The 21,667-nt window shown below is 54.1% G+C and carries 23 protein-coding genes and 3 tRNA genes; 9 read left to right on the top strand and 17 right to left on the bottom strand.

From position 1 onward, the window contains the following. Positions 1–6 precede the first annotated feature (6 nt). Positions 7–978, bottom strand: a complete 972-nt coding sequence (gene serB, locus PGR09_RS21610) for a phosphoserine phosphatase (protein WP_015704324.1) — start codon at positions 976–978, stop codon at positions 7–9. Positions 979–1,082: 104 nt separating this feature from the next. On the opposite strand from serB, the gene PGR09_RS21605 reads away from it, so the two are divergent. Together PGR09_RS21605 and lplA are read left to right on the top strand one after the other, a co-directional pair. Next, the gene (locus tag PGR09_RS21605) at positions 1,083–1,715 is read left to right on the top strand and encodes a YtjB family periplasmic protein (protein WP_015368377.1); all 633 of its coding nucleotides are present in this window, start codon (positions 1,083–1,085) and stop codon (positions 1,713–1,715) included. Between the two features lie 17 nt (positions 1,716–1,732). Next, the gene (lplA, locus tag PGR09_RS21600; protein ID WP_047078011.1) at positions 1,733–2,749 is read left to right on the top strand and encodes a lipoate--protein ligase LplA; all 1,017 of its coding nucleotides are present in this window, start codon (positions 1,733–1,735) and stop codon (positions 2,747–2,749) included. 79 nt (positions 2,750–2,828) lie between these two features. On the opposite strand, the gene deoD is transcribed toward lplA, so the two are convergent. From deoD to PGR09_RS21540, 12 genes are all read right to left on the bottom strand, one after another. Next, positions 2,829–3,548: a purine-nucleoside phosphorylase gene (deoD, locus tag PGR09_RS21595; RefSeq protein WP_002887789.1), complete on the bottom strand. Its 720-nt coding sequence runs from the start codon at positions 3,546–3,548 to the stop codon at positions 2,829–2,831. Positions 3,549–3,745: 197 nt separating this feature from the next. Continuing rightward, complete coding sequence (deoB, locus tag PGR09_RS21590) at positions 3,746–4,969, bottom strand: phosphopentomutase (RefSeq protein WP_045395913.1); 1,224 nt, start codon at positions 4,967–4,969, stop codon at positions 3,746–3,748. Positions 4,970–5,021: 52 nt separating this feature from the next. Further along, positions 5,022–6,344 carry a thymidine phosphorylase gene (gene deoA / locus PGR09_RS21585; RefSeq protein WP_045395933.1) on the bottom strand — a complete coding sequence of 441 codons (1,323 nt, stop codon included), beginning with the start codon at positions 6,342–6,344 and terminating at the stop codon, positions 5,022–5,024. Between the two features lie 113 nt (positions 6,345–6,457). Further along, on the bottom strand, positions 6,458–7,237 hold the full coding sequence (gene deoC, locus PGR09_RS21580) for a deoxyribose-phosphate aldolase (RefSeq protein ID WP_045395915.1): 780 nt from the start codon (positions 7,235–7,237) through the stop codon (positions 6,458–6,460). A 408-nt stretch (positions 7,238–7,645) separates the two neighbouring features. Next, positions 7,646–8,431, bottom strand: coding sequence for a TatD family hydrolase (locus PGR09_RS21575; RefSeq protein WP_320482988.1), 786 nt, complete (start codon positions 8,429–8,431; stop codon positions 7,646–7,648). Beyond that, complete coding sequence (locus PGR09_RS21570) at positions 8,428–9,501, bottom strand: patatin-like phospholipase family protein (protein WP_045395919.1); 1,074 nt, start codon at positions 9,499–9,501, stop codon at positions 8,428–8,430. The genes PGR09_RS21575 and PGR09_RS21570 overlap by 4 nt, the downstream gene beginning before the upstream one ends. A gap of 151 nt (positions 9,502–9,652) precedes the next feature. After that, on the bottom strand, positions 9,653–9,814 hold the full coding sequence (locus PGR09_RS21565; protein WP_015368384.1) for a DUF1328 domain-containing protein: 162 nt from the start codon (positions 9,812–9,814) through the stop codon (positions 9,653–9,655). A 123-nt stretch (positions 9,815–9,937) separates the two neighbouring features. Further along, positions 9,938–10,549, bottom strand: coding sequence for a molecular chaperone OsmY (gene osmY, locus PGR09_RS21560; protein ID WP_020079668.1), 612 nt, complete (start codon positions 10,547–10,549; stop codon positions 9,938–9,940). 217 nt (positions 10,550–10,766) lie between these two features. Next, entirely contained in the window at positions 10,767–12,356 is a 1,590-nt protein-coding gene (prfC, locus tag PGR09_RS21555) for a peptide chain release factor 3 (protein WP_045395922.1), read from the bottom strand. A gap of 91 nt (positions 12,357–12,447) precedes the next feature. Then, positions 12,448–13,125: a pyrimidine 5'-nucleotidase gene (yjjG, locus tag PGR09_RS21550; RefSeq protein WP_045395924.1), complete on the bottom strand. Its 678-nt coding sequence runs from the start codon at positions 13,123–13,125 to the stop codon at positions 12,448–12,450. Positions 13,126–13,139: 14 nt separating this feature from the next. Beyond that, positions 13,140–13,586: a ribosomal protein S18-alanine N-acetyltransferase gene (gene rimI, locus PGR09_RS21545; RefSeq protein ID WP_015368389.1), complete on the bottom strand. Its 447-nt coding sequence runs from the start codon at positions 13,584–13,586 to the stop codon at positions 13,140–13,142. Then, complete coding sequence (locus PGR09_RS21540; RefSeq protein WP_045395927.1) at positions 13,555–13,968, bottom strand: DNA polymerase III subunit psi; 414 nt, start codon at positions 13,966–13,968, stop codon at positions 13,555–13,557. The genes rimI and PGR09_RS21540 overlap by 32 nt, the downstream gene beginning before the upstream one ends. A gap of 102 nt (positions 13,969–14,070) precedes the next feature. On the opposite strand from PGR09_RS21540, the gene rsmC reads away from it, so the two are divergent. The 4 genes from rsmC to PGR09_RS21520 all read left to right on the top strand — a co-directional run bounded on the left by rsmC (position 14,071) and on the right by PGR09_RS21520 (position 15,589). Next, a complete protein-coding gene (gene rsmC, locus PGR09_RS21535; protein WP_045395931.1) occupies positions 14,071–15,099 on the top strand; it encodes a 16S rRNA (guanine(1207)-N(2))-methyltransferase RsmC in 1,029 nt (342 codons plus the stop codon). Positions 15,100–15,271: 172 nt separating this feature from the next. Beyond that, a tRNA-Leu gene (locus PGR09_RS21530) sits at positions 15,272–15,358 on the top strand. A gap of 28 nt (positions 15,359–15,386) precedes the next feature. Beyond that, positions 15,387–15,473, top strand: a tRNA-Leu gene (locus tag PGR09_RS21525). 29 nt (positions 15,474–15,502) lie between these two features. Beyond that, positions 15,503–15,589, top strand: a tRNA-Leu gene (locus tag PGR09_RS21520). Positions 15,590–15,610: 21 nt separating this feature from the next. On the opposite strand, the gene PGR09_RS21515 is transcribed toward PGR09_RS21520, so the two are convergent. After that, positions 15,611–15,850, bottom strand: coding sequence for a DUF1435 domain-containing protein (locus PGR09_RS21515; RefSeq protein ID WP_045395533.1), 240 nt, complete (start codon positions 15,848–15,850; stop codon positions 15,611–15,613). Between the two features lie 265 nt (positions 15,851–16,115). Here PGR09_RS21515 and PGR09_RS21510 point away from each other — a divergent pair, with 265 nt between their 5' ends. Together PGR09_RS21510 and fhuF are read left to right on the top strand one after the other, a co-directional pair. Continuing rightward, entirely contained in the window at positions 16,116–17,162 is a 1,047-nt protein-coding gene (locus PGR09_RS21510; protein WP_047065130.1) for a GGDEF domain-containing protein, read from the top strand. 112 nt (positions 17,163–17,274) lie between these two features. Next, a complete protein-coding gene (fhuF, locus tag PGR09_RS21505) occupies positions 17,275–18,063 on the top strand; it encodes a siderophore-iron reductase FhuF (RefSeq protein ID WP_213797752.1) in 789 nt (262 codons plus the stop codon). A gap of 37 nt (positions 18,064–18,100) precedes the next feature. Here the strand turns inward: fhuF and PGR09_RS21500 are convergent, their stop codons facing one another. Next, positions 18,101–19,444 (bottom strand): PTS sugar transporter subunit IIC, encoded by a 1,344-nt coding sequence (locus PGR09_RS21500; RefSeq protein WP_045395526.1) that lies wholly within the window; start codon positions 19,442–19,444, stop codon positions 18,101–18,103. 336 nt (positions 19,445–19,780) lie between these two features. On the opposite strand from PGR09_RS21500, the gene PGR09_RS21495 reads away from it, so the two are divergent. Next, complete coding sequence (locus tag PGR09_RS21495) at positions 19,781–20,239, top strand: YbaK/EbsC family protein (RefSeq protein ID WP_045395524.1); 459 nt, start codon at positions 19,781–19,783, stop codon at positions 20,237–20,239. A gap of 8 nt (positions 20,240–20,247) precedes the next feature. Here PGR09_RS21495 and bglJ read toward each other — a convergent pair whose 3' ends face one another. Continuing rightward, positions 20,248–20,928, bottom strand: a complete 681-nt coding sequence (bglJ, locus tag PGR09_RS21490; protein ID WP_045395522.1) for a DNA-binding transcriptional activator BglJ — start codon at positions 20,926–20,928, stop codon at positions 20,248–20,250. Further along, a complete protein-coding gene (locus tag PGR09_RS21485; RefSeq protein ID WP_063413920.1) occupies positions 20,889–21,611 on the bottom strand; it encodes a helix-turn-helix domain-containing protein in 723 nt (240 codons plus the stop codon). Before PGR09_RS21485 ends, bglJ begins: the two co-directional genes overlap by 40 nt. Positions 21,612–21,667 lie beyond the last annotated feature (56 nt).

The following is a 21,667-nucleotide window of genomic DNA, read 5'->3' as shown; positions in this document are numbered from 1 at the left end:
AACCTCTTACTTTTGATTCATGCTGCCGGAGAGAATACAGAATACCCCCATCAGGTCAGCGTGGCGGATGGTGACTTCCGCCTGTTCATTGACTTTTGGTTTCGCATGATAGGCAATGCCGAGGCCTGCCGCCTTGATCATCGGCAGATCGTTGGCGCCATCGCCAATCGCCACGGTTTGCGCCGGCGGAATCTCATATTTTTCCGCCAGTTTACGCAGAGTATTGGCTTTATATTTGGCATCGACAATGTCGCCGATAACGTTGCCGGTGAGCTTGCCGTCCATGATTTCCAGCTCGTTGGCGAATACCGCGTCGAGATGCAGCTTATCGCGCAGGTATTCGGCAAAGAAGGTAAAGCCGCCGGAGGCGATGGCTACCTTCCAGCCCAGCGTTTCCAGCTTCAGCACCAGTTGCGTCAGCCCCGGCATCAGCGGCAGCGCTTCCCGCACCTGCAGCAGGATGTTCGCGTCGGCGTCTTTCAGGGTGGCGACGCGCTGGCGCAGGCTGGCGGTGAAGTCGAGCTCGCCGCGCATCGCGCGTTCGGTCACTTCCGAAACCAGCTCGCCGGTGCCGGCAAGCTTAGCAATTTCATCGATACATTCGATCTGAATCGCCGTGGAGTCCATATCCATCACCAACAGGCCCGGCGTGCGCAGATGCGGGATTTTGCCCAGCGGCGCGACGTCCAGCCCGGCTTCATGGGCCAGGCGTGTGGCGCGCTGCGTCAGCGAGCCCGCCAGGCGAATCACCTGATAGTCTTCCACGACCCAGGAAGAGACGATAACCAGCGCCGCGCCGAGTTCGCGCTGCCACGCCGTCAGCCGACGTTTATCGAGACCGCGACCATACAGCAGCCAGCCGCTGCGCCCGGCGTGATAATCCAGCGGCATGACCTCGTCGCCGCTCAGGGAAAGCGGCAACCCAGGCCACAAGGAAACATCTTCGGGCAGGTCGCACCAGGTCAAACTGTTAGGCATTACGGCTCCACATCTCTTCATTCAGGCGAGGAAAATAACGCATGAGGCTACCTTGTAACCAGCGCTTCTGGCAACATTAAGCTGCAAATTTTCAAAGGTGGAATATGGTACGAGCAAAACTGAAATTCCGACTGCATCGCGCCGTCATTGTTCTGATCTGTCTCGCGCTTCTCGTCGCGCTGATGCAGGGCGCCTCGTGGTTCAGTCAGAATAGCCAAAAGCAGCGTAATCCGCAGCTGGAAGAGCTGGCGCGGACGCTGGCGCAGCAGGTTACACTGAACCTGGCGCCGCTGATGCGCAGCGAAACGCCCGACGAAAAGCGCATTACCCGCTTGCTGGAACAGCTGACGGATAAAAGTCGGGTGCTCGATGCCGGGGTATATGATGAACAAGGCGATTTGGTGGCTCGCTCCGGCGAAAGCGTTGATGTGCGCGACCGCCTGGCGCTGGATGGCAAAAAAGCCGGCGGCTACTTTAACCAGCAAATCGTCGAGCCGATCCTCGGCAAAAACGGCCCGGTCGGCTATCTGCGCCTGACGCTGGATACCCACACGTTGGCGACCGAGGCGAAACAGGTGGATAATACCACCAATATCTTACGCCTGATGCTGCTGTTGTCGCTGGCCATCGGCGTGGTGCTGACCCGCACGTTGCTGCAGGGCAAACGTACCCGCTGGCAGCAATCGCCCTTCCTGCTCACCGCGAATAAGCCCGTCCAGGACGAAGATAAAGATTAACCAGACAAGGATATCCTATGCCGACGCTCCGCCTGCTGCTCTCCGACTCCTACGACCCCTGGTTTAACCTCGCGGTCGAAGAGTGTATTTTCCGCCAGATGCCGGCCACCCAACGGGTGCTGTTTCTGTGGCGCAACGCCGACACCGTCGTTATTGGTCGCGCGCAGAATCCGTGGAAGGAGTGCAATACCCGGCGCATGGAAGAAGATAACGTGCGGCTGGCCCGGCGCAGCAGCGGCGGCGGCGCGGTATTCCACGACCTCGGCAACACCTGCTTTACCTTTATGGCGGGTAAACCGGAATACGACAAAACCGTCTCCACCGCTATCGTGCTGGCGGCGTTGAATTCACTCGGCGTAACGGCCGAAGCCTCCGGGCGCAACGATCTGGTGGTCAAAACCGACAACGGCGACCGCAAAGTTTCCGGGTCCGCCTATCGAGAAACGATGGACCGCGGTTTTCATCACGGCACCCTGCTACTGAACGCCGACCTAAGCCGTCTCGCTAACTACCTCAATCCGGACAAGAAAAAGCTGCAGGCCAAAGGCATTACCTCAGTGCGCGGGCGCGTAGCGAACCTGGTTGAGCTGCTGCCGGGTATCACCCATCAGCAAATTTGCGAAGCCATTCAGGAAGCATTCTTCAGCCATTACGGCGAGCGGGTAGAGGCGGAAGTCATATCGCCGGACAATACGCCGGATCTGCCGAATTTTGCCGAGACCTTCGCTCGCCAGAGCAGCTGGGAGTGGAACTTCGGTCAGGCGCCCGCTTTCTCCCACCTGTTGGATGAGCGCTTTCGCTGGGGCGGCGTCGAGCTGCATTTTGACGTAGAAAAAGGCCATATCACCCGCGCCCAGGCTTTTACCGATAGCCTGAATCCGGCGCCGCTGGAGGCGCTGGCGGCACGCTTAGTCGGCTGTCAGTATCGGGCGGAGGTCCTGCAGCAGCAGTGTGAGGCGTTGATTAGAGATTACCCTGAGCAGGAAGCGGAACTGAAAGAACTGTCGGTGTGGATGGCCGGCGCGGTGCGCTAATAAAAAAGCCCGCTGCGCTTAGCGGGCCTGGGAAACCGTAGGCCGGGTCAGGCGAAGCCGCCACCCGGCACAACAGGCCTTACTCTTTATCGCCCAGCAGTACGGATTCCAGCGCGATTTTGATCATATCGTTGAAGGTCGTCTGACGTTCAGCGGCAGTGGTCTGCTCGTGGGTACGAATATGATCGGAAACGGTGCAGATGGTCAGCGCTTTCGCGCCGAACTCCGCCGCGACGCCATAGATGCCGGCCGCTTCCATTTCCACGCCCAGAATGCCGTATTTTTCCATCACGTCGAACATAGACGGGTCCGGCGTATAGAACAGGTCAGCAGAGAAGATGTTGCCGACGCGCGCGTCAACGCCCAGCGCTTTCGCCGCGTCTACCGCGTTACGCACCATGCCGAAATCAGCAATCGCCGCGAAATCATGGTCTTTGAAACGCAGACGGTTGACTTTAGAGTCGGTGCACGCGCCCATGCCGATAACCACATCACGCAGTTTGACATCTTCACGTACCGCGCCACAGGATCCAACGCGGATGATTTTTTTCACGCCGAAATCGGTGATCAGCTCTTTGGTGTAGATAGAGCAGGATGGGATACCCATACCGTGGCCCATCACGGAGATTTTGCGGCCTTTGTAGGTACCGGTGAAGCCCAACATGCCGCGCACGTTATTTACTTCACGCACGTCTTCAAGGAAAGTTTCGGCAATGTGCTTCGCGCGCAGCGGGTCGCCCGGCATCAAAACTACGTCAGCGAAATCGCCCATTTCTGCGTTAATGTGTGGGGTAGCCATCGTTTTATCCTTATATAAATTGTTCGTGCCTGATGGCGGCTACGCCATATCAGGCCTACAAAACGTATTCAAATACCCTAAAGATTTCGCGGTGTAGGAAGGCGACGAATTCGTGAATCCCCGGGAGCATAGATTAACTATGTGACCGGGGTGAGCGAATGAAGTCAACGCATCTACAGCGCGAAAGACAACGGGTATTACAGCATGTTTTTACCGTACGCCATTGGCGACGTACCAAAGTATGTCGCCAGGGTCTGGCCGATATCGGCGAAGGTTTCGCGGTGGCCTAACGAACCTGGTTTCACTTTCGGGCCATATACCAGCACCGGAATGTGCTCGCGGGTGTGGTCGGTACCGGTCCAGGTCGGGTCGCAGCCGTGGTCGGCGGTGAGGATGAGAATGTCGTCTTCTCCAACCAGCTCCATCAGCTCCGGCAGACGGCGGTCAAACAGTTCCAGACCCGCCGCGTAGCCCGCGACGTCACGACGGTGACCCCAGGAGGAGTCAAAGTCGACGAAGTTAGTGAAGACGATAGTCTCGTCGCCCGCTTCCTTCATCTCTTTGATGGTCGCGTCGAACAGCGCGTCCAGCCCGGTGGCTTTCACTTTCTTAGTGATGCCGCAGTTGGCGTAGATGTCGGCGATTTTACCCACGGAAACCACGTGGCCGTTTTTCTCGTCGACCAGCTTCTGCAGCACGGTCGGCGCCGGCGGCTCGACCGCCAGGTCGTGACGGTTACCGGTACGCTGGAAGTTACCGGCTTTGTCGCCGACAAACGGACGCGCGATGACGCGGCCAATGTTATAGCCGCCTTCGGTCAGTTCTTCACGGGCGATTTCGCACAGCTCATACAGCTTGTCGAGGCCGAAAGTCTCTTCGTGACAGGCGATCTGGAATACCGAGTCAGCAGAGGTATAGAAAATCGGTTTCCCGGTTTTCATATGTTCTTCACCCAGCTGGTCCAGAATCACGGTACCGGAAGAGTGGCAGTTGCCGAGGTAGCCCGGCAGGTTCGCGCGCTTAACCAGTTTATCCAGCAGTTCCTGCGGGAAGCTGTTTTCATGATCGCTGAAGTAGCCCCAGTCAAACAACACCGGCACGCCGGCGATTTCCCAGTGGCCAGACGGCGTATCTTTACCGGAAGAGAGTTCATGCGCCCAGGCGTAAGCGCCAACGACCTCAGCATTACCGTCCATACCGGCGGCAATTTTACCGGTAGAACCTTCATGCGCTTTCACCAGGCCCAGGCGGGTCAGGTTAGGTAAATTCAACGGGCCTTTACGACCATTGTCAGCTTCACCTTTGGCGCAGGCTTCCGCAATGTGGCCCATGGTATCGGCGCCCACATCGCCAAAGCGGTCAGCGTCTTCCGTTGCGCCAATCCCAAAGGAGTCCAGCACCATAATAAATGCACGTTTCATCTTGTTCTCCATACATCATGCGCTGCAAAAAAGCGATCAGATCAGTATATCGCTACTTGGTGATTCGGCGATAGACCGTCGGTGTAATTTCTGGGGCTTGAGCGTCCAGTTTAATTGCCGCTTTCACGGCTTTGGCCGCCTCCTGCCAGCTGGATTCATCTTTCGCATGAATCACCGCCAGCGGACGTTCGCCATCGACTTTATCGCCAAGGCGCGCCATATCAGTAAAACCAACGCTGTAGTCAATGGTATCGGATGCCTGACGACGACCGCCGCCCATCGACACCACCGCCATCCCCAGCGCGCGGGTATCCATATCAGAGACAAATCCGGCGCCTTCAGCATAGACCGCTTTGCTCAGCATTGCCGTCGGCAGGTATTTCGCATAGTTTTCGACAAAGTCGTTCGGCCCTTTCTGCGCCGCCACCATGCGGCCAAAGACTTCCGCCGCTTTACCGTTATCCAGCACCGCCTGCAATTTCGCGCGCGCCTCGGCGTCATCCGCCGCCAGCTTGCCGGAAATCAACATTTCCACGCACAGCGCCATGGTGACGTCGTACAGACGCGGGTTACGGTATTCCCCGGTCAGGAACTGTACCGCTTCGCGAACTTCAACGGCGTTACCTGCGCTGGAGGCCAGCACCTGGTTCATATCGGTTAACAGTGCGGTCGTGCGCACGCCGGCGCCGTTGGAGACGCCAACGATCGCTTCGGCAAGCGCTTCTGAAAGCTCATAAGTCGGCATAAAGGCGCCGCTGCCGACTTTAACGTCCATCACCAGCGCATCCAGACCTTCCGCCAGTTTCTTGGCCAGGATCGATGCGGTAATCAGCGGGATGGAATCCACCGTCGCGGTAATATCGCGGGTGGCATAGAAACGTTTGTCAGCCGGCGCGAGCGAGCTGGTCTGCCCGATGATCGCCACGCCGACATCTTTAATAATTTCGCGGAATCGCGCGTCGTCCGGGAAGATATCGAAGCCCGGGATCGCTTCCAGTTTATCAAGCGTACCGCCGGTATGGCCGAGGCCGCGCCCGGAGATCATCGGTACGTAACCGCCGCAGGCGGCAACCATTGGCCCCAGCATCAGCGAGGTAACGTCACCCACGCCGCCGGTCGAGTGTTTATCAACGATCGGGCCGTTGAGGTTAAGGCTTTTCCAGTCGAGAACGGTCCCTGAATCCCGCATCGCCATGGTCAGCGAGACACGTTCCGGCATAGACATATCATGGAAGAAGATGGTCATCGCCAGCGCGGCGATCTGTCCTTCAGAGATAGTATTATCGCGGATGCCGTTGATGAAAAAGCGAATTTCTTCATCGCTTAATGCATGACCATCACGTTTTTTACGAATAATTTCTTGTGCGAGAAACACGGTAACCTCCCAAATGGTATCAATTGCCGGATGGCGACGCGAACGCCTCATCCGGCCTACAGGCATCAATTCGTAGGCCGGATAAGCGCATAACCATCCGGCATATCAAGGGATTAGTAGCTGCTGGCGCTCTTACCGTCGCCGTGACCCAGGGCTTTCAGCAGGCTAGCCAACAGGCTTGATGCGCCAAAACGGTAGTGACGGGAATCAGCCCAGTCGGCGCCGAACAGTTCATCGGCAATCGCCAGGAACTGCTGCGCGTCTTCCGCGCTGCGCACGCCGCCGGCAGGTTTGAAGCCAACGGTTTTCTCAACGCCCATATCGCGGATGACTTCCATCATGATGCGCGCGCTTTCCGGCGTCGCATTCACCGGCACTTTACCGGTAGAAGTTTTGATGAAATCCGCGCCCGCTTTAATAGAGATTTCAGATGCCTTACGAATCAGCGCTTCTTCTTTCAGCTCGCCGGTTTCGATGATCACTTTCAGCAGCACATTCGCCGCCGCACAGGCGTCTTTACAGGCTTTCACCAGATCAAAACCTACCTGCTCGTTACCAGCAATCAGCGCGCGGTACGGGAAAACCACATCCACTTCATCCGCGCCATAGGCGATTGCCGCGCGGGTTTCCGCCAGCGCGATATCGATATCGTCGTTACCATGCGGGAAGTTGGTCACCGTCGCGATACGGATGTCCGGTGTTCCTTGCTCATTCAGTGTCTTACGGGCAATCGGGATAAAACGCGGGTAAATGCAGACTGCAGCGGTATTGCCCACCGGGGTTTTTGCCTGATGGCACAGCGCGATCACCTTCTCATTGGTGTCGTCATCATTCAGGGTGGTCAGATCCATCAGTTTCAACGCGCGCAGGCTGCTTGCTTTTAAATCAGTCATTTCATACTCCGACGGCGTGTTGCCGGTTCAATAGTTTGTTCACCATGCGAGCCTGTTACTATTGTAACATCCGCTCGCCATTACACTTCGACATTCATCACAGTTAATGAAAACTAGTTACTAATTTGCATTACTGTAACGTGATACAAATCACAATTACCTACCATTTACTTCGATCCTCATCGTGAGGTCCTGTTTAAGCATAATTGGCAAATCGAAGCTCATGATGATGTTATTATTCTAACATAACGAAACGTATTATCTCGACGATGTGGCGCACAAATTGTGCAATACCGGGACATAAAAACACTTTCGCATTGAAATTTAATAGATTTTATATTTACCAAAAATGATGGGATTGTCACAACCCGTCAAAACCGGGACGATTTTGTCCAGAATGTGGGGGCGTTAGAGGGTTAGCGCGGTAAAGAGGCTTTTGGTATTCGCCAGTAGCGCCGCTTCAATTTCCTGCGCCGGTTCCGCGCGCAGTTCACATAGCGCGTCAAAGACGCGGGCCGCCTGTTCCGGGCGGTTCGGCTGCCCCTGAAAACCATTGAGCGGCATATCCGGAGCATCGGTTTCCAGCAACAGCGAAGAAAGCGGCAGACGCGCCATAACATCACGAGTTTTGCTGGCGCGGGGATAGGTAATGGTGCCGCCGACGCCAATCTTATAGCCCAGCTGTACAAAACGTTCCGCCTGCTGCAGGCTGCCGGCAAAACCATGCACCACCCCAGCGCGCGGCAGGTTATGTTTTTTTAGCAACATCGCCAGCTTATCGTGGGTGCGCCGCGAATGCAGGATCACCGGCAAATCGTAACGCTTCGCCAGCCGCAGCTGCGCTTCCAACAGCGCCTGCTGGCGATCGAATTGCGGATCGTCACGGTAGAGATCGAGGCCAATCTCTCCGAGGGCCACGAGTTTCGGATGACGCTGTGCAAGATAGCTTTCCAGTTGCGCTAATCCGCGGTCATCATGCTGTTCGATAACAATAGGATGCATCCCTAGCGCGGCATACAGCGGCTCGTGTTGCTCCGCCAGCGCCAGCACGCGAGCAAAGCGCGCGGCGGATATCGACGGCACGATAATACGCCCAACGCCGGCCTGCGCCGCCCTCGCGATACCTGCGGGTTCATCCTCTGTAAACGGGGGAAAATCGAAGTGACAGTGGGTATCAATAAAGCGTAACGTCACGCCAGATCCTCGTTATTAAAGCTGGGGTCATTAGCCTGCGGCGCGGTGATAATCGCCTGTTGCGGCGTTTCGTTAGCCACCGGCAGCGGCGGCACCACCACCGGCGTCGGCCTTGCCACACGCGGCGCATGGCGTAACAGAGGCGGTTGCTCGGTCAGCAGTTTCCCTACCGTGGCGAGGAAGTAGCGGCCGCACTGGCGCCCGGTTTTATAATCTTCCAGCAGCGCCGGCAGACGGCTGCCAAGCGCCATACTGCGCAGCGGCCGCTGCGGATAAATTTCGAATATCCGCAGTTTACCCGGCGGTTTTTCAATAAACTGCTGCGTCGCGCGATAGGTGGTTTCGTGGTGCTGTACCAGGTTCACAAAAGGCTGCAGGCTGCTTTCTCCCAGCCAGCGTTCCATTCGTTTAAACCACTGCGGGGTGTAGAACATCTGCGAAGGGACGGTACGGATCACCACGATAGTCTGCGCGCCGCGGCGCGCCGCCTCCTGCACAGGGATCGCATCGCTGACGCCGCCATCGAGGTAGCTCACGCCATCCAGCAGGACACCGCTACGGTAGAAGCCGGGAATGGCGCTGGAGGCGCGGATCAGGTCGAGCCAGGTCTGGCGGGTGGGGGAAAAATAGTTTGCCGTGTAGTCGTCACCGCGGCAGGCGCACATCCACAGCTCTTTACCCAGCGCAAACTGCTCCTCGGCATAGTTCATCGCCAGCGGCATTTGTTGCGAAGTGGAATCGACCAGCCAATCGAGATCGATAAGATTGCCGCCGCGAACAAAGCGCATCGGGTCGAAAAACTGCCTTGAGGTGGTATAACGCGTAATGACTTTGCGGGCGTAGCCCTGCTGATTACAGATATAAGCGGAGATGTTTTGCGCGCCAGCGGAAGTGCCAAGCATCAGGTCGAAAGGGTTAAATCCGGCGCGCATGAATTCGTCCAGAACCCCGGCTGTGAAAATACCTCGCTGACCACCGCCTTCGCACACCAGAGCAAGTTTGCCTGGACGGAAGGGTTTTACCGCTAACGGGGCAATATTGCCCAACGTCACGGGAATGCGCTGCCCCACCCTGCTTTCCTGTTTGTTTATTTTCTGTCATTAAAGTAACGCAAATTGTCGTCCCCTGAAACCGCAAAAGCCAGTCACATTGACTGGCTTTATGTAAGACGTTATGTCATCACTGCGCGGTTATTGATTCACGCCTTTCGGCACATCGCCTCTAGGGTCGTTTTCGACCGGTAAACAGGCTGACCAGGAAAATGATAATACCGACAACAAAGACGATTTTAGCCGCCCACGCCGCGGTACCCGCCAGACCACCAAAGCCCAATGCGGCGGCAATCAACGCGATGATCAGAAAAATAATGCCCCATCTAAACATACTGTTCTCCTTACCATATGATTAACGGTCGCTTTTCTGCGCGCTCAGGCCGCGCATACATCAACCCTGCGTACAACTCGCTCAGCGGTCTCGCCGCTGGCGAATATCTTTTAATGAATACCCTTACTGCACTTTAAGATCGTTCTTCACGCTCTTAACACCGGTTACCGCTTTGGCAATGTCTGCCGCGCGATCGACCTGCTTGCTGGATTCCAGCGTCCCGGAGAGATGAACTACCCCGTTGCTGGTCTCCACCGTAACCTTACGCGACGGAACGATATCGTCCGCCAGCAGTTTGGCTTTGACTTCGCTGGTGATTGCGGTGTCGCCAGCATAGCCCTTCAGGCTGGCTGATTTTTCCCCCGCCACGGTCAGCTTATCGCTTACCGAACTCACTCCTTCGACGCCTTTCGCCGCGCTGACGGCCTGTGATTTTTGCTCAGCGCTCTCCACGGTCCCGCTTAAGGTCACGACTTTGTTTTCCGTTTTCACCGAGATATCGGTGCTACGGATACTTTTGTCATCAATCAGCGCCGCTTTAACACGGGCGGTGATCGTGCTGTCATCCATAAAATCGCCAACCTTGTTGATCGATTTATCGACGCTTTCTCCGGCGCTGGTCGCGGCAGCCTTCGCGCTATCGGTTGCGGTGGTTTCCGCATAGGTCGAGGCGCTTATCAACGCTGAGCCTAAGAAGAGAGGCAGCAATAGCCTGGCGCTCTTTAGTCTGGTCATTGGTATGCCCTCACGATGTCTGCTTTGGTAAAACAAATGGCTATTTATTCAGCCAGGTTTCTGAAAAGTGCTTAATAAATATAGTAGATGAGCGGAGATGCGGCGGAGGGTTTGAATAAAAAAGCTACGATTTGCGCAGATTTAAGAACTTTCTATGGTAAGGATGAAGGCGGACAAAACGGGCTGGAGCGCAGCATCGCCGCGCTCCAGAGAGATATTAGTGCTCGCGCGTTTTGCGGAACACCACATCAGGATAACGCTCTTGCGTCAGGTTCAGGTTAACCATCGTCGGGGCGATATAGGTCAGATTATCGCCGCCATCCAGCGCCAGCTGAACTTCGTTCTTACGCTTGAACTCTTCGAATTTCTTCACGTCAGTTGATTCAACCCAGCGCGCGGTGGCCACGTTGACGGATTCGTAAATCGCTTCAACGTTATATTCGCTTTTCAGACGCGCAACTACCACATCGAACTGCAGCACGCCGACGGCGCCGACGATCAGATCGTTATTAGCAATAGGACGGAAGACCTGTACCGCGCCCTCTTCAGAGAGCTGAACCAGCCCTTTCAGCAGCTGTTTCTGCTTCAGCGGATCTTTCAGGCGAATACGACGGAACAGTTCCGGCGCGAAGTTCGGAATACCGGTGAACTTCATCATTTCGCCCTGGGTAAAGGTGTCGCCAATCTGAATGGTGCCGTGGTTATGCAGGCCGATAATATCGCCCGGGTAGGCTTCTTCAACGTGCGAACGGTCGCCCGCCATAAAGGTCAGCGCGTCGGAAATCACCACGTCTTTGCCGATACGCACCTGACGCAGCTTCATGCCTTTCTCGTATTTGCCGGAAACCACGCGCATGAACGCCACGCGATCGCGGTGTTTCGGGTCCATGTTGGCCTGAATCTTAAACACGAAGCCGGTGAATTTCTCTTCTGCGGCCGTCACTTCACGGGTATCAGTGTTACGCGGCATCGGCGCCGGCGCCCACTCCACCAGGCCATCCAGCATATGATCCACGCCGAAGTTGCCTAATGCGGTCCCGAAGAACACTGGAGTAATTTCGCCCGCCAGGAACAGATCCTTATCGAACTCGTTCGATGCGCCCTGTACCAGTTCCAGTTCATCGCGCAGCTGCTGCGCCAGATCGTCGCCCACCGCGGCATCGAGTTCAGGGTTATTCAGCCCCTTAACCACGCGCACTTCCTGAATGGTGTGCCCTTTACCGGTCTGATAGAGGTAAGTTTCATCTTTATAAAGATGATAAACCCCTTTAAACAGCTTGCCGCAGCCGATAGGCCAGGTAATCGGCGCGCAGCCGATTTTCAGCTCATTTTCGACTTCATCCAGCAATTCCATCGGATCGCGGATATCACGGTCGAGTTTGTTCATAAAGGTGAGGATCGGCGTATCGCGCAGACGGGTAACTTCCATCAGCTTGCGGGTACGATCTTCGACGCCTTTCGCCGCATCGATAACCATCAGACAGCAGTCAACCGCCGTCAGGGTACGGTAGGTATCCTCGGAGAAGTCTTCGTGCCCCGGGGTATCCAGCAGGTTAACCAGGCAGTCATGATACGGGAACTGCATCACCGAGGTGGTAATCGAGATCCCACGCTGCTTTTCCATTTCCATCCAGTCGGATTTTGCATGCTGGCTGGAACCACGGCCCTTCACGGTACCGGCGGTCTGAATCGCCTGTCCGAACAGCAGCACTTTTTCAGTGATGGTGGTCTTACCGGCATCCGGGTGAGAAATAATGGCAAAAGTGCGGCGTTTGGCCACCTCTTGCAGATAAGGAGACAACGTCATAATTCAATCTTCTAAGTAAACGCGGCAATGGGCCGCGCATGTGGAATACGAAAAATTGCGGCTATTTTACCCATCAATGGGGGGGAGGCAATTAGTGTTTACACAGGAGTTGCTCCAGTTCGCTTAAAGAGGTCACCGTCCAGTCGGGCTGCAGGTCTGCCGGCAGCGTTTGCTGGTGCGCATTCAGCCAACAGGTGGCAAGCCCGGCGTTGACGCCGCCGCGGATATCCGACTCGGCGGTATCGCCGACCATCAATACCCTGTCGCGCGACGGATTACCCGCCTGCGCCAGCGCATAATCGAAGATACGCGCATCCGGCTTCGCGACGCCGACTTCCTCAGAAATAATCAGCAAATCAAAGTGATCGCGCAGGCCGGTACGCTCCAGACGAGTCTGCTGCAACGAGGTAAAACCGTTGGTGATGATGCCCATTTTTACCTTGCCCTGCAGCGCATCCAGCAGCGATACGGCGCCCGGCAGCGGCGCGCAGATTTCGGCCATCGCATTCATGAAAGCGTCGTTCAGTTCGCCCGGGGGGACGTTCAAACGTTCCGCCCAGCTATCAAAACGCTGATGCTGTAATTGTAGCGAGGTGATGGCGCCGTTTTGATAATCCACCCACAGCGGCTTATTAACGGCCTGATAGTCCTGAAAATCTTCGGCGGTAAATGTCACGCTATAGTCGAGAAACATCCGCTGTAAGCCGCTGAAAGAGTCAAACGTAAACAACGTTTCATCGGCATCAAAGAAAATCCAGTCCCATTTCATCGTTTCACCTTGTCTTACATACTGATTGGCAGAGCCATGATAATTGCGTCCTCACGCCCATCGGCCGTAGGGTAGTAATTGCGGCGGATAGTCGCCTCGTTAAAGCCTAAGCTTTCGTAGAGCGCGATGGCGGCGACATTCGATGCCCGCACCTCCAGCCACAGCGTAACGACGCCGAGTTTTTCGACTTCATCAATAACATGTTCCAGCAGTTCCCGTCCCAGGCCGCGGCGCTGGTATGCGGGGTCGACGGCGATGTTAAAAAGCGTCGCTTCATCAAGGACAATTTGGGTGATGGCAAAGGCCGCCATTTCCCCATCAACTGCTAGTTGGTAATTCAGATAACGTTCACCCTGATTGCTGGCAAAGGTTTGTTCGCTCCACGGAAAAGCGTGGGCGCGTTTTTCGATTTGCCAGGCTTTGGATAAATCAGCCGTGCTGAGGGTAGAAATCGTGTTCATGTGCGCAGATTTGTTGCCAGAGCGCGATGCGAGCCGGCACGCTGCTCTGAAGTTCATCAAAAACGGGCGTCGAGACCTGGGCGCCCGCCAGCGACAGCGGCGTCTCGCAGCCCAGTCGCCAGCTGTTGCAGCGGCTATTTTGCGGCAGCATGGCTACCCGGTCCGGCGTAAGTTGCAGCACCTGATCGGCATTAATCGAGAGCGCGCGCAGAATATCGCTAATTAGCGGTTCAGTCAGCGACGGCGGGGTTTCCGCCACCATCACCAGACGAATATGTTCAGGAAGCGAGATAGCGATTTCGCCCTGCAACGCCCCTGGGCGACGCAGCGACCACTGGGTAATCCCCAGTTGCTGTAATTGCCAGTCTCGTCGGGAAGTCATAGCGAAACACTCCTGTTAAACAAGCGCGCAATATAGCAAATCCGTCGTATCTGCGCCAACAAACTACTATAATCGGCGCCAGTCTTATTGAAGGAGTGTTTCATGTCAGCTTTTACCCCGGCAAGTGAAGTCTTGCTGCGCCACAGTGATGATTTCGAGTCCGCCCGCGTTCTGTTTGCCGGTGACCTGCAGGATGACCTGCCTGCACGTCTGGATACCGCGGCCAGCCGCGCTCATACCCAACAATTCCACCACTGGCAGGTCCTGAATCGCCAGATGGGCGATAACGTCCGTTTTAGCTTAGTCGCCGAGGCCGCCGACGTCGCCGATTGCGACACCCTGATCTACTACTGGCCGAAGAACAAGCCGGAAGCGCAGTTCCAGCTGATGAACCTGCTCTCTCTGCTGCCGGTGGGGATCGATATTTTCGTGATCGGCGAAAACCGCAGCGGCGTGCGTAGCGCCGAGCAAATGCTCGCCGAATACGCGCCGCTGAATAAAGTGGATAGCGCCCGCCGCTGCGGTCTCTACCACGGCCGTCTGGAAAAACAGCCCTCCTTCAACGCCGAACAGTACTGGAACGAGTACGCGCTCGATAACCTGACCATTAAAACGCTGCCGGGCGTGTTCAGCCGCGACGGCCTTGATGTTGGCAGCCAACTGCTGCTGTCGACTCTGCAACCGCATACCAAAGGCAAAGTGCTCGATGTCGGCTGCGGCGCTGGGGTGCTGGCCGCGGTACTGGCCAGCCATTCGCCGAAGGTACGCCTGACGCTATGCGACGTTAGCGCTCCGGCGGTCGAAGCCAGCCGCGCGACGCTTGCCGCGAATGGTTTTGAAGGCGAGGTCTTTGCCAGCAACGTCTTCTCTGAGGTCAACGGCCGTTTTGACATGATCATCTCAAATCCGCCATTCCACGACGGCCTGCAAACCAGCCTTGAAGCGGCGCAGGCGCTGATCCGCGGCGCGGTCCGCCATCTGAACAGCGGCGGCGAACTGCGTATCGTGGCCAACGCCTTCCTGCCCTATCCGCAGGTGCTGGATGAGACGTTTGGTTTTCATGAAGTAATCGCCCAAACCGGCCGTTTCAAAGTTTACCGCACGGTGATGACTCGCCAGGCGAAGAAATAATCTTCGTTTCCTATCGGCGGCATGCTCGACGTGCCGCCGGTACTTCCCTGGGCTCTGAATAGCCCATTTTTGCAGCAATCGAGAAAACCTGCATAATTAACTATTGACGTGTCGCCGAAAACCACTAGAATGCGCCTCCGTGGTAACGATACTTTTATAGTGTCGATGGTATGCGAAGGTGGCGGAATTGGTAGACGCGCTAGCTTCAGGTGTTAGTGTCCTTACGGACGTGGGGGTTCAAGTCCCCCCCCTCGCACCATAATCCACGTTGATATCGCTCGCACTGTGCGAAGGTGGCGGAATTGGTAGACGCGCTAGCTTCAGGTGTTAGTGTTCTTACGGACGTGGGGGTTCAAGTCCCCCCCCTCGCACCAACGAGGCGATATCAGATTAAGAATACTGTGCGAAGGTGGCGGAATTGGTAGACGCGCTAGCTTCAGGTGTTAGTGTCCTTACGGACGTGGGGGTTCAAGTCCCCCCCCTCGCACCAATATTCTTACCCTTCTCTGTTTTATCCCATCAGCTTCAAATTCAACATTATCAGCATCATTCCACCGATCAGCGCTACGCTTGACGGCAACAGTACGAAATGACGCAACTGACGGTGCCAGATCATTGCCGCCGATAGTAGTAATCCCAGAGCAATCATCACGCGCCAGGCTTCTACCGGCAGGCCAATTATGCCTAACGCCATCACCAGTACGCCCGGCAGCAGAATTCCCCAACCACTCCCCAAAGCTCGCTGCAACATGGTTTCGCCTCTCACAACGATAATGATAACCAATATCATATGATAATTTTTATCATTTGTCATGCCAGGCCGTTTAACTTTTATTACTCTTGCACTCAGGAGTAATGACATACATTCATTGGGATGATAAATTAAGCAAATTAAATCTATATATTAAATTGTCTGATCATTTGCGCAGATAGCCTTATATTACGTGTTGTTTTATATTTTTCCCCTTTGGCAGCCATCATCTTGAAACTTAACTACTAATAATGATAGTACCAATATGACTGCACAAACCTGGCGGGCTCATTACGAGCAAAAATATCAGTATTCCTTACGACTTTTTTTATTACTTAATTGTGTTTCTGCCGCTCTGTCGCTGCTCAGCCCGCTGTTTACCATTGTCACCGTCACGCTACCGTGTGCGCTGATATGCGCGGCCAGCCTGGGCCTCTTGTTATGGAATTGGAAATTCCCACAACAGAAAATAAATATTCCTGTTATTTCTCTGTTATTTGGCATGCTATGGGCCTGGCACATCGTAATAAAAGCCTCATTGTTACCGCCACCGCATTTTAACTTCCTGGTTATCGCCTTATTAAGCATTCTGTTTATTGGAACTATCGCTTTTTCTAACAATATCATTGCCTTTACTCTACATTCCCTACCCACTTTTATTGTGTGTCTGGCGCTGGCTGGCGGAGAACAATGGATGCGGATGTTTTACTGCTTTGTCCTGCCGGTTGCCGGAATTACGTTGCAGAACATTATGCAAAAGCGCAGCGATAATTTTACCCAAGGGCTAATGGATAAACTGCTGCAAGAGCGTAACACCCTGAACGATCTCAGCATGCTTGATCCATTGACCGGCCTGTATAACCGTCGTGGCCTGCAAAACCGGCTGGATAACATCCTGACGGTGGATACTCGCGAACATTTCATCTTGCTGTTGGATATTGATCACTTCAAAGCCTACAACGATAACTATGGCCATATGATGGGCGACCAGGCGCTAATTCAGGTATCGGCGGCGATTCGTAATTCCGTGCGCTCGCGCGATATCGTCGCTCGCTTTGGCGGTGAAGAGTTTATGGTGGTACTGACCAGTAGCACGGCGGAAACCGCATTCCAGACAGCAGAGCGTATTCGCCAGCGGGTTTACGATTTAAAAATCGCACACCGTTTTAATGAAAGCGTCGCCACCAATGTCACCATCAGTATCGGTATGACCCCGTTGGTGAATGGCGATATCGACAGTGCGATAAAACGCGCCGATAGCGCGCTATATGAAGCCAAAAACCAGGGGCGTAATATCATTCTCGTCAACTAACCCCTCCAGCCCGCCGCGAGGGATATGCGGCGCTGACAAATCGCTTGCGCTCCCTGCAACGAACAACTAGTATCAGCAATCATTATCATTTAGATTTGTATCTGGAAATCTGATGGCTTACCGTACCTTCTCCTTCAGCGATGAAATCATCTGGCGTGCGCCGCTTGCGCCCGTCGAGCATGCATTGGCGAATGCGGTACGGGAAAAGATCGCGGCGGTACGCCCGCATCTGCTGGATTTCCTGCGTCTGGATGAAGAAGCGCCGCCGCGTGCCCTAACCCTCGCGGAATGGTCACAACCTACTACCCTTACTTCGCTGCTGGCCACCTATTCCGACCATATTTACCGTCACCAACCCAGCCAGCCGCGCGAACAAAAACCCCTGCTTTCACTGTGGGCGCAGTGGTATATCGGCCTGCTGGTGCCGCCGCTGATGCTGGCGTTACTCACTGAAGAACAGGCTATTAGCCTTGAACCGGAGCATTTCCGCGTTGAATTCCATGAAAGCGGGCGCGCGGCCTGCTTCTGGATTGACGTGCATGCCAACCATGATGCGTTGACGCTTTCCGCACAAGCGCGTATGGATATGTTGGTCAATAAAGCGCTGAAACCGGTGGTGGAAGCGCTGGAAGCGACCGGCGACATTAACGGTAAGCTTATCTGGAGCAATACCGGCTATCTGATTAACTGGTATCTCGGTGAAATGAAAAATCTGCTTGGCGACGAGCAGGTGAACGCGTTACGTCAACACTGTTTTTTTGCAAAGCAGCAGACCAGTGGCGAGGATAACCCGCTGTGGCGAACGGTGGTCTTGCGTGAAGGTCTACTGGTACGCCGAACTTGCTGTCAGCGTTATCGCCTGCCGGACGTTCAGCAATGCGGCGACTGCACGTTAAAGTAATCATCTGACGGGCGGCAATATGCCGCCCGTTATTATTTTACGCGGTCTGCTCGTTCTCCTGCGCCGCGCGCTGCGCCTCTTCAGCTTCCTGCGCCAGCAGCTGCTTTTCGTACACCTTAAAAAACGGGAAGTAGATGATAGCCGACACGCAAGCGAGAATAACGACCAGGATCGCCGCACGGAAATCCCATCCCAAAGCCCATGCGCCGCCAATCGGCGCCGGCGCCGTCCACGGCACAACGGAGATAACACGGCCGATCAGATCTAACTTCATGGCCGCCCAGGCAATGACTGCGTTAACCATCGGCGCCAACAGGAACGGAATAAAGAATACCGGGTTCATGACGATGGGCGTGCCGAAGATAACCGGTTCGTTAATGTTAAACAGGCTTGGCACCACGCTTAAACGACCGATCGAGCGCAAATGCGCAGAACGACTGCGCAAATAACAGAACACCAGCCCCATCGTGGCGCCGGAACCGCCAACGACAATAAAGAACGTCCAGAACGCTTCCATAAAAATATGCGGCAGCGGTGCGCCCTGCGCCAGTGCTTGCTGGTTCATCCCCAGATTAGTGAGCCAGAACATCTGCAGCATACCGGAGACTATCGCCGCCCCGTGAATCCCGGCAAACCATAGCAGGTGGCCAATCAAAACCGCCAGTAAAATAGCCGGTAATGAATCTGCGGCAGAGACCAATGGCTTAAAGATAGCCATGATTGCCTGCGGGATCAGCATGTCGAAATGATGTTGGATAAACAAGCTCAGCGGATAAAGCGTCAGTACCACCACCAGAACTGGGATCAACAGATCAAATGAGTTTTTGATCATCGGCGGCACCTGATCCGGCAGACGGATCCCGATGTTGTGCGCCTTTAAGAAACGCATCATCTCTACACAGTAAATCGCCACCAGGATCGCGGTAAAGATCCCGGTGCCTCCCAAACTATCAACCGGCAGATTACCATTGGTTTTTGGCGCAGCGATCAGCAGGAACGCCATGATCGACAGCATGGCGCACATGAAAGGATCGAGCTGGTGCGCCTTTTCATAATGTTTGCCCAGATTGTAGGAAATTGCCGCGCAGATATAAATGGACATGATGCCCATGGTCATATCAAAAGGCGTCAGAATGCGTCCTTCGAACTCTTTGGCTAAATCCAACCAGGCACGGGCGAAGCCCCAGGTGGTATCCGGTGAAAAAGGCGGATAAGCGAAGACTAAGAGAAAGGAACCTACGATCATAAACGGCATGGCCGAGATAAATCCGTCACGAATAGCCATGACGTGGCGCTGCGAAGAAATGCGCCCGGCAACGGGACTTATATAGTTCTCTACAAAGCGAAATATCAGATTAAACGCAGCATGGTTTGCAGACATAGCAGCCCTCCTGACAGGCTATCGAAACAGGCCCAACAACGGTAATCTTGCCGCTATGCTGAAATTAACTGCCTACGGACTGTGGCTGACCGGGATGTCAGGTCGCCATATTGTCAGCAGGAACATCTCATGCGCGGCTGTTAGTTATCTTTGGAACAGGGAGTTACCCTGTCAGTATTCATCGACGAGCGCGATCCTGCAACCGGTTACAGTAACCGGTTGCGGCGATTGTGAAGAAGATCCAGAAATCGGAATAATTCCTGATTATCCATCGACAATATTTACAGATTTCCGGCCTTGTGACAGATTTAAGCGGATAACTACCAGGAGAACCCCATGAGTCTGCAGTCCGTGAGGCAGTTTTTTGCTGAACATGCCCCCGATATTGAAATCATCGAGTTGAATCAAAGTACGGCGACCGTTGCGCTTGCCGCCGCCGCGCATCGTGTCGAGCCGGGGCAAATCGCTAAGACTTTATCTTTAAAGGTAAAAGATCGGGTTATATTGATCGTCGCTAAAGGCGATGCTCGCCTTGATAACAAGAAGCTGAAAGACGCCTTCGGCGCAAAAGCGCGGATGCTCAGCAGTGATGAAGTTGTTACGCTAACCGGCCACCCCGTCGGCGGCGTCTGTCCGTTTGGCCTGGAAAACCCTCTGCCGGTCTATTGTGATGTTTCACTCAAGCAGTATGCCGAAGTTCTACCGGCAGCAGGTGCCATTCATAGCGCGGTACGAATTTCGCCTGAGCGCATGGCACAACTGACAGAAGCCGACTGGGTTGACGTCTGTCTGTAAATTGCCAATTATTGCGCCAGGCACATTCCCTGCCCATCGTCGTTATTCGCCGGCAGACACAGCAGAATGTCCGCCGCGCTGAGCAGGCCAATATCAGAGTTAACGCCCAGTTTGGTCATCGCGTTAAATTTATGTGCGCGAATAGTTTTGATATTTCTATCAAGCTGGGTAGCGATTTCGGGCAACGAATAACCATAGGTCATATAACGAAGTATCGTATGCTCCGTCGGGCTAAGAATTTGCCCGCAGGAGCTATTGCTACGCTCCAGAATGCTTTCTTTATCCAGCGGCGCCTGCTCGATCAGCTGCAGTAAACGCTCCTGCAAACGAGTAAGACAAGATGATTTATTCAAAATAGTTTGCGGGCTTGAAGGTGTCAGATGACTGATCAGACGCATTTCCGCAGTATTATCCGCCAGTACAATTCGCTGTATTTCGGGGCGTGTTTGCGCTATTTCATGTAAAAAAAGCAGGCTTTCCAGACGAATACGTCGACTACCGGAAAGGGAAAAGATAACGGCGATAAAGTTTTTGGAAGCGAATTCACGCTTTAAGGCCTGAGTATTTTTATAAAAATGAATGCTATATTTTTTACCTGCTTCGTTATCTAAAATATAACGAAGCGCCATTTCAGTCATTGCGCATTTTTCTACGATAGCGACACATCGTGTTGTGAGATTTTTTTCCATTCCGTGTTATCTCCATAGGCTGAATACAGATTCAGTTCCTTCATTCCTTGAGCGCTATTGATCCAGGCATACATTTCTGCATTACTGCGTAACGACAGTCGGCGCATGGCGCTATTTTTCTGCGCGCTTATCGTTTTATTGCTTTTTTTCAGCAAGGCAGCAATTTGGTTAATTCCCCACCCTTTTGCCAGTAGCCGCAAAACTTTGCGCTCTGAAAAGGTTAAGATGACCGTATCACTAGCATCATCACCTAAGTTGTCCATCTCGGGTGAAAAAAGTGTCTGACTAATTCTTTCGGCAGAAGCTTTACCAGCACGGATGACCTCGATGAAACGTTTAACCGGCTCGCTATCAGAAATCAGAGAGCTTTCCGGCCGCATCAAAAACTCAACTGCCAGTGGAAAGCAGGAGTGACTAACCATAAAGATCCAGTGAATGTCCCGGTATTGATTCATTAATGAATAATAATGCTCACAAATATCTCGCGGGTGTTCAATGTGACCGGAGAGGTCGACGAGGACCAGCACGGCGCGCCGAAGCTGAAGTAGCGTGAGTTCATCCTGTGAAGCACAGAAACTCAAATCGTAATCAGGGAGATGCTCCCTTAAAATAGCGTTCAAACCCGATTGCATAACCGGTATTCTACTAATGATGACGCCAAACTTACCTTGTCCTGGCAACATAAAACCTCCACCTCCTGTCAAAGATTCAAACCCAAATAAGTAATGGATGAATGGCT

Origin of the sequence: Klebsiella sp. 141251, from assembly GCF_050600725.1 — a bacterium.
In the GTDB taxonomy this organism is placed as follows: Bacteria; Pseudomonadota; Gammaproteobacteria; order Enterobacterales; family Enterobacteriaceae; genus Klebsiella; species Klebsiella aerogenes.
Note: the sequence above shows the minus strand (reverse complement) of the source record. Positions and strands in the feature narration are given on the sequence as shown.

What these genes read in the sequence shown, in the direction of transcription:
- serB (WP_015704324.1), bottom strand. Translation starts at nt 978, where the DNA reads ATGCCTAACAGTTTGACCTGGTGCGACCTGCCCGAAGATGTTTCCTTG.
- PGR09_RS21605 (WP_015368377.1), top strand. Translation starts at nt 1,083, where the DNA reads ATGGTACGAGCAAAACTGAAATTCCGACTGCATCGCGCCGTCATTGTT.
- lplA (WP_047078011.1), top strand. Translation starts at nt 1,733, where the DNA reads ATGCCGACGCTCCGCCTGCTGCTCTCCGACTCCTACGACCCCTGGTTT.
- deoD (WP_002887789.1), bottom strand. Translation starts at nt 3,548, where the DNA reads ATGGCTACCCCACACATTAACGCAGAAATGGGCGATTTCGCTGACGTA.
- deoB (WP_045395913.1), bottom strand. Translation starts at nt 4,969, where the DNA reads ATGAAACGTGCATTTATTATGGTGCTGGACTCCTTTGGGATTGGCGCA.
- deoC (WP_045395915.1), bottom strand. Translation starts at nt 7,237, where the DNA reads ATGACTGATTTAAAAGCAAGCAGCCTGCGCGCGTTGAAACTGATGGAT.
- PGR09_RS21565 (WP_015368384.1), bottom strand. Translation starts at nt 9,814, where the DNA reads ATGTTTAGATGGGGCATTATTTTTCTGATCATCGCGTTGATTGCCGCC.
- osmY (WP_020079668.1), bottom strand. Translation starts at nt 10,549, where the DNA reads ATGACCAGACTAAAGAGCGCCAGGCTATTGCTGCCTCTCTTCTTAGGC.
- prfC (WP_045395922.1), bottom strand. Translation starts at nt 12,356, where the DNA reads ATGACGTTGTCTCCTTATCTGCAAGAGGTGGCCAAACGCCGCACTTTT.
- yjjG (WP_045395924.1), bottom strand. Translation starts at nt 13,125, where the DNA reads ATGAAATGGGACTGGATTTTCTTTGATGCCGATGAAACGTTGTTTACG.
- rimI (WP_015368389.1), bottom strand. Translation starts at nt 13,586, where the DNA reads ATGAACACGATTTCTACCCTCAGCACGGCTGATTTATCCAAAGCCTGG.
- PGR09_RS21540 (WP_045395927.1), bottom strand. Translation starts at nt 13,968, where the DNA reads ATGACTTCCCGACGAGACTGGCAATTACAGCAACTGGGGATTACCCAG.
- rsmC (WP_045395931.1), top strand. Translation starts at nt 14,071, where the DNA reads ATGTCAGCTTTTACCCCGGCAAGTGAAGTCTTGCTGCGCCACAGTGAT.
- PGR09_RS21515 (WP_045395533.1), bottom strand. Translation starts at nt 15,850, where the DNA reads ATGTTGCAGCGAGCTTTGGGGAGTGGTTGGGGAATTCTGCTGCCGGGC.
- PGR09_RS21510 (WP_047065130.1), top strand. Translation starts at nt 16,116, where the DNA reads ATGACTGCACAAACCTGGCGGGCTCATTACGAGCAAAAATATCAGTAT.
- fhuF (WP_213797752.1), top strand. Translation starts at nt 17,275, where the DNA reads ATGGCTTACCGTACCTTCTCCTTCAGCGATGAAATCATCTGGCGTGCG.
- PGR09_RS21500 (WP_045395526.1), bottom strand. Translation starts at nt 19,444, where the DNA reads ATGTCTGCAAACCATGCTGCGTTTAATCTGATATTTCGCTTTGTAGAG.
- PGR09_RS21495 (WP_045395524.1), top strand. Translation starts at nt 19,781, where the DNA reads ATGAGTCTGCAGTCCGTGAGGCAGTTTTTTGCTGAACATGCCCCCGAT.
- bglJ (WP_045395522.1), bottom strand. Translation starts at nt 20,928, where the DNA reads ATGGAAAAAAATCTCACAACACGATGTGTCGCTATCGTAGAAAAATGC.
- PGR09_RS21485 (WP_063413920.1), bottom strand. Translation starts at nt 21,611, where the DNA reads ATGTTGCCAGGACAAGGTAAGTTTGGCGTCATCATTAGTAGAATACCG.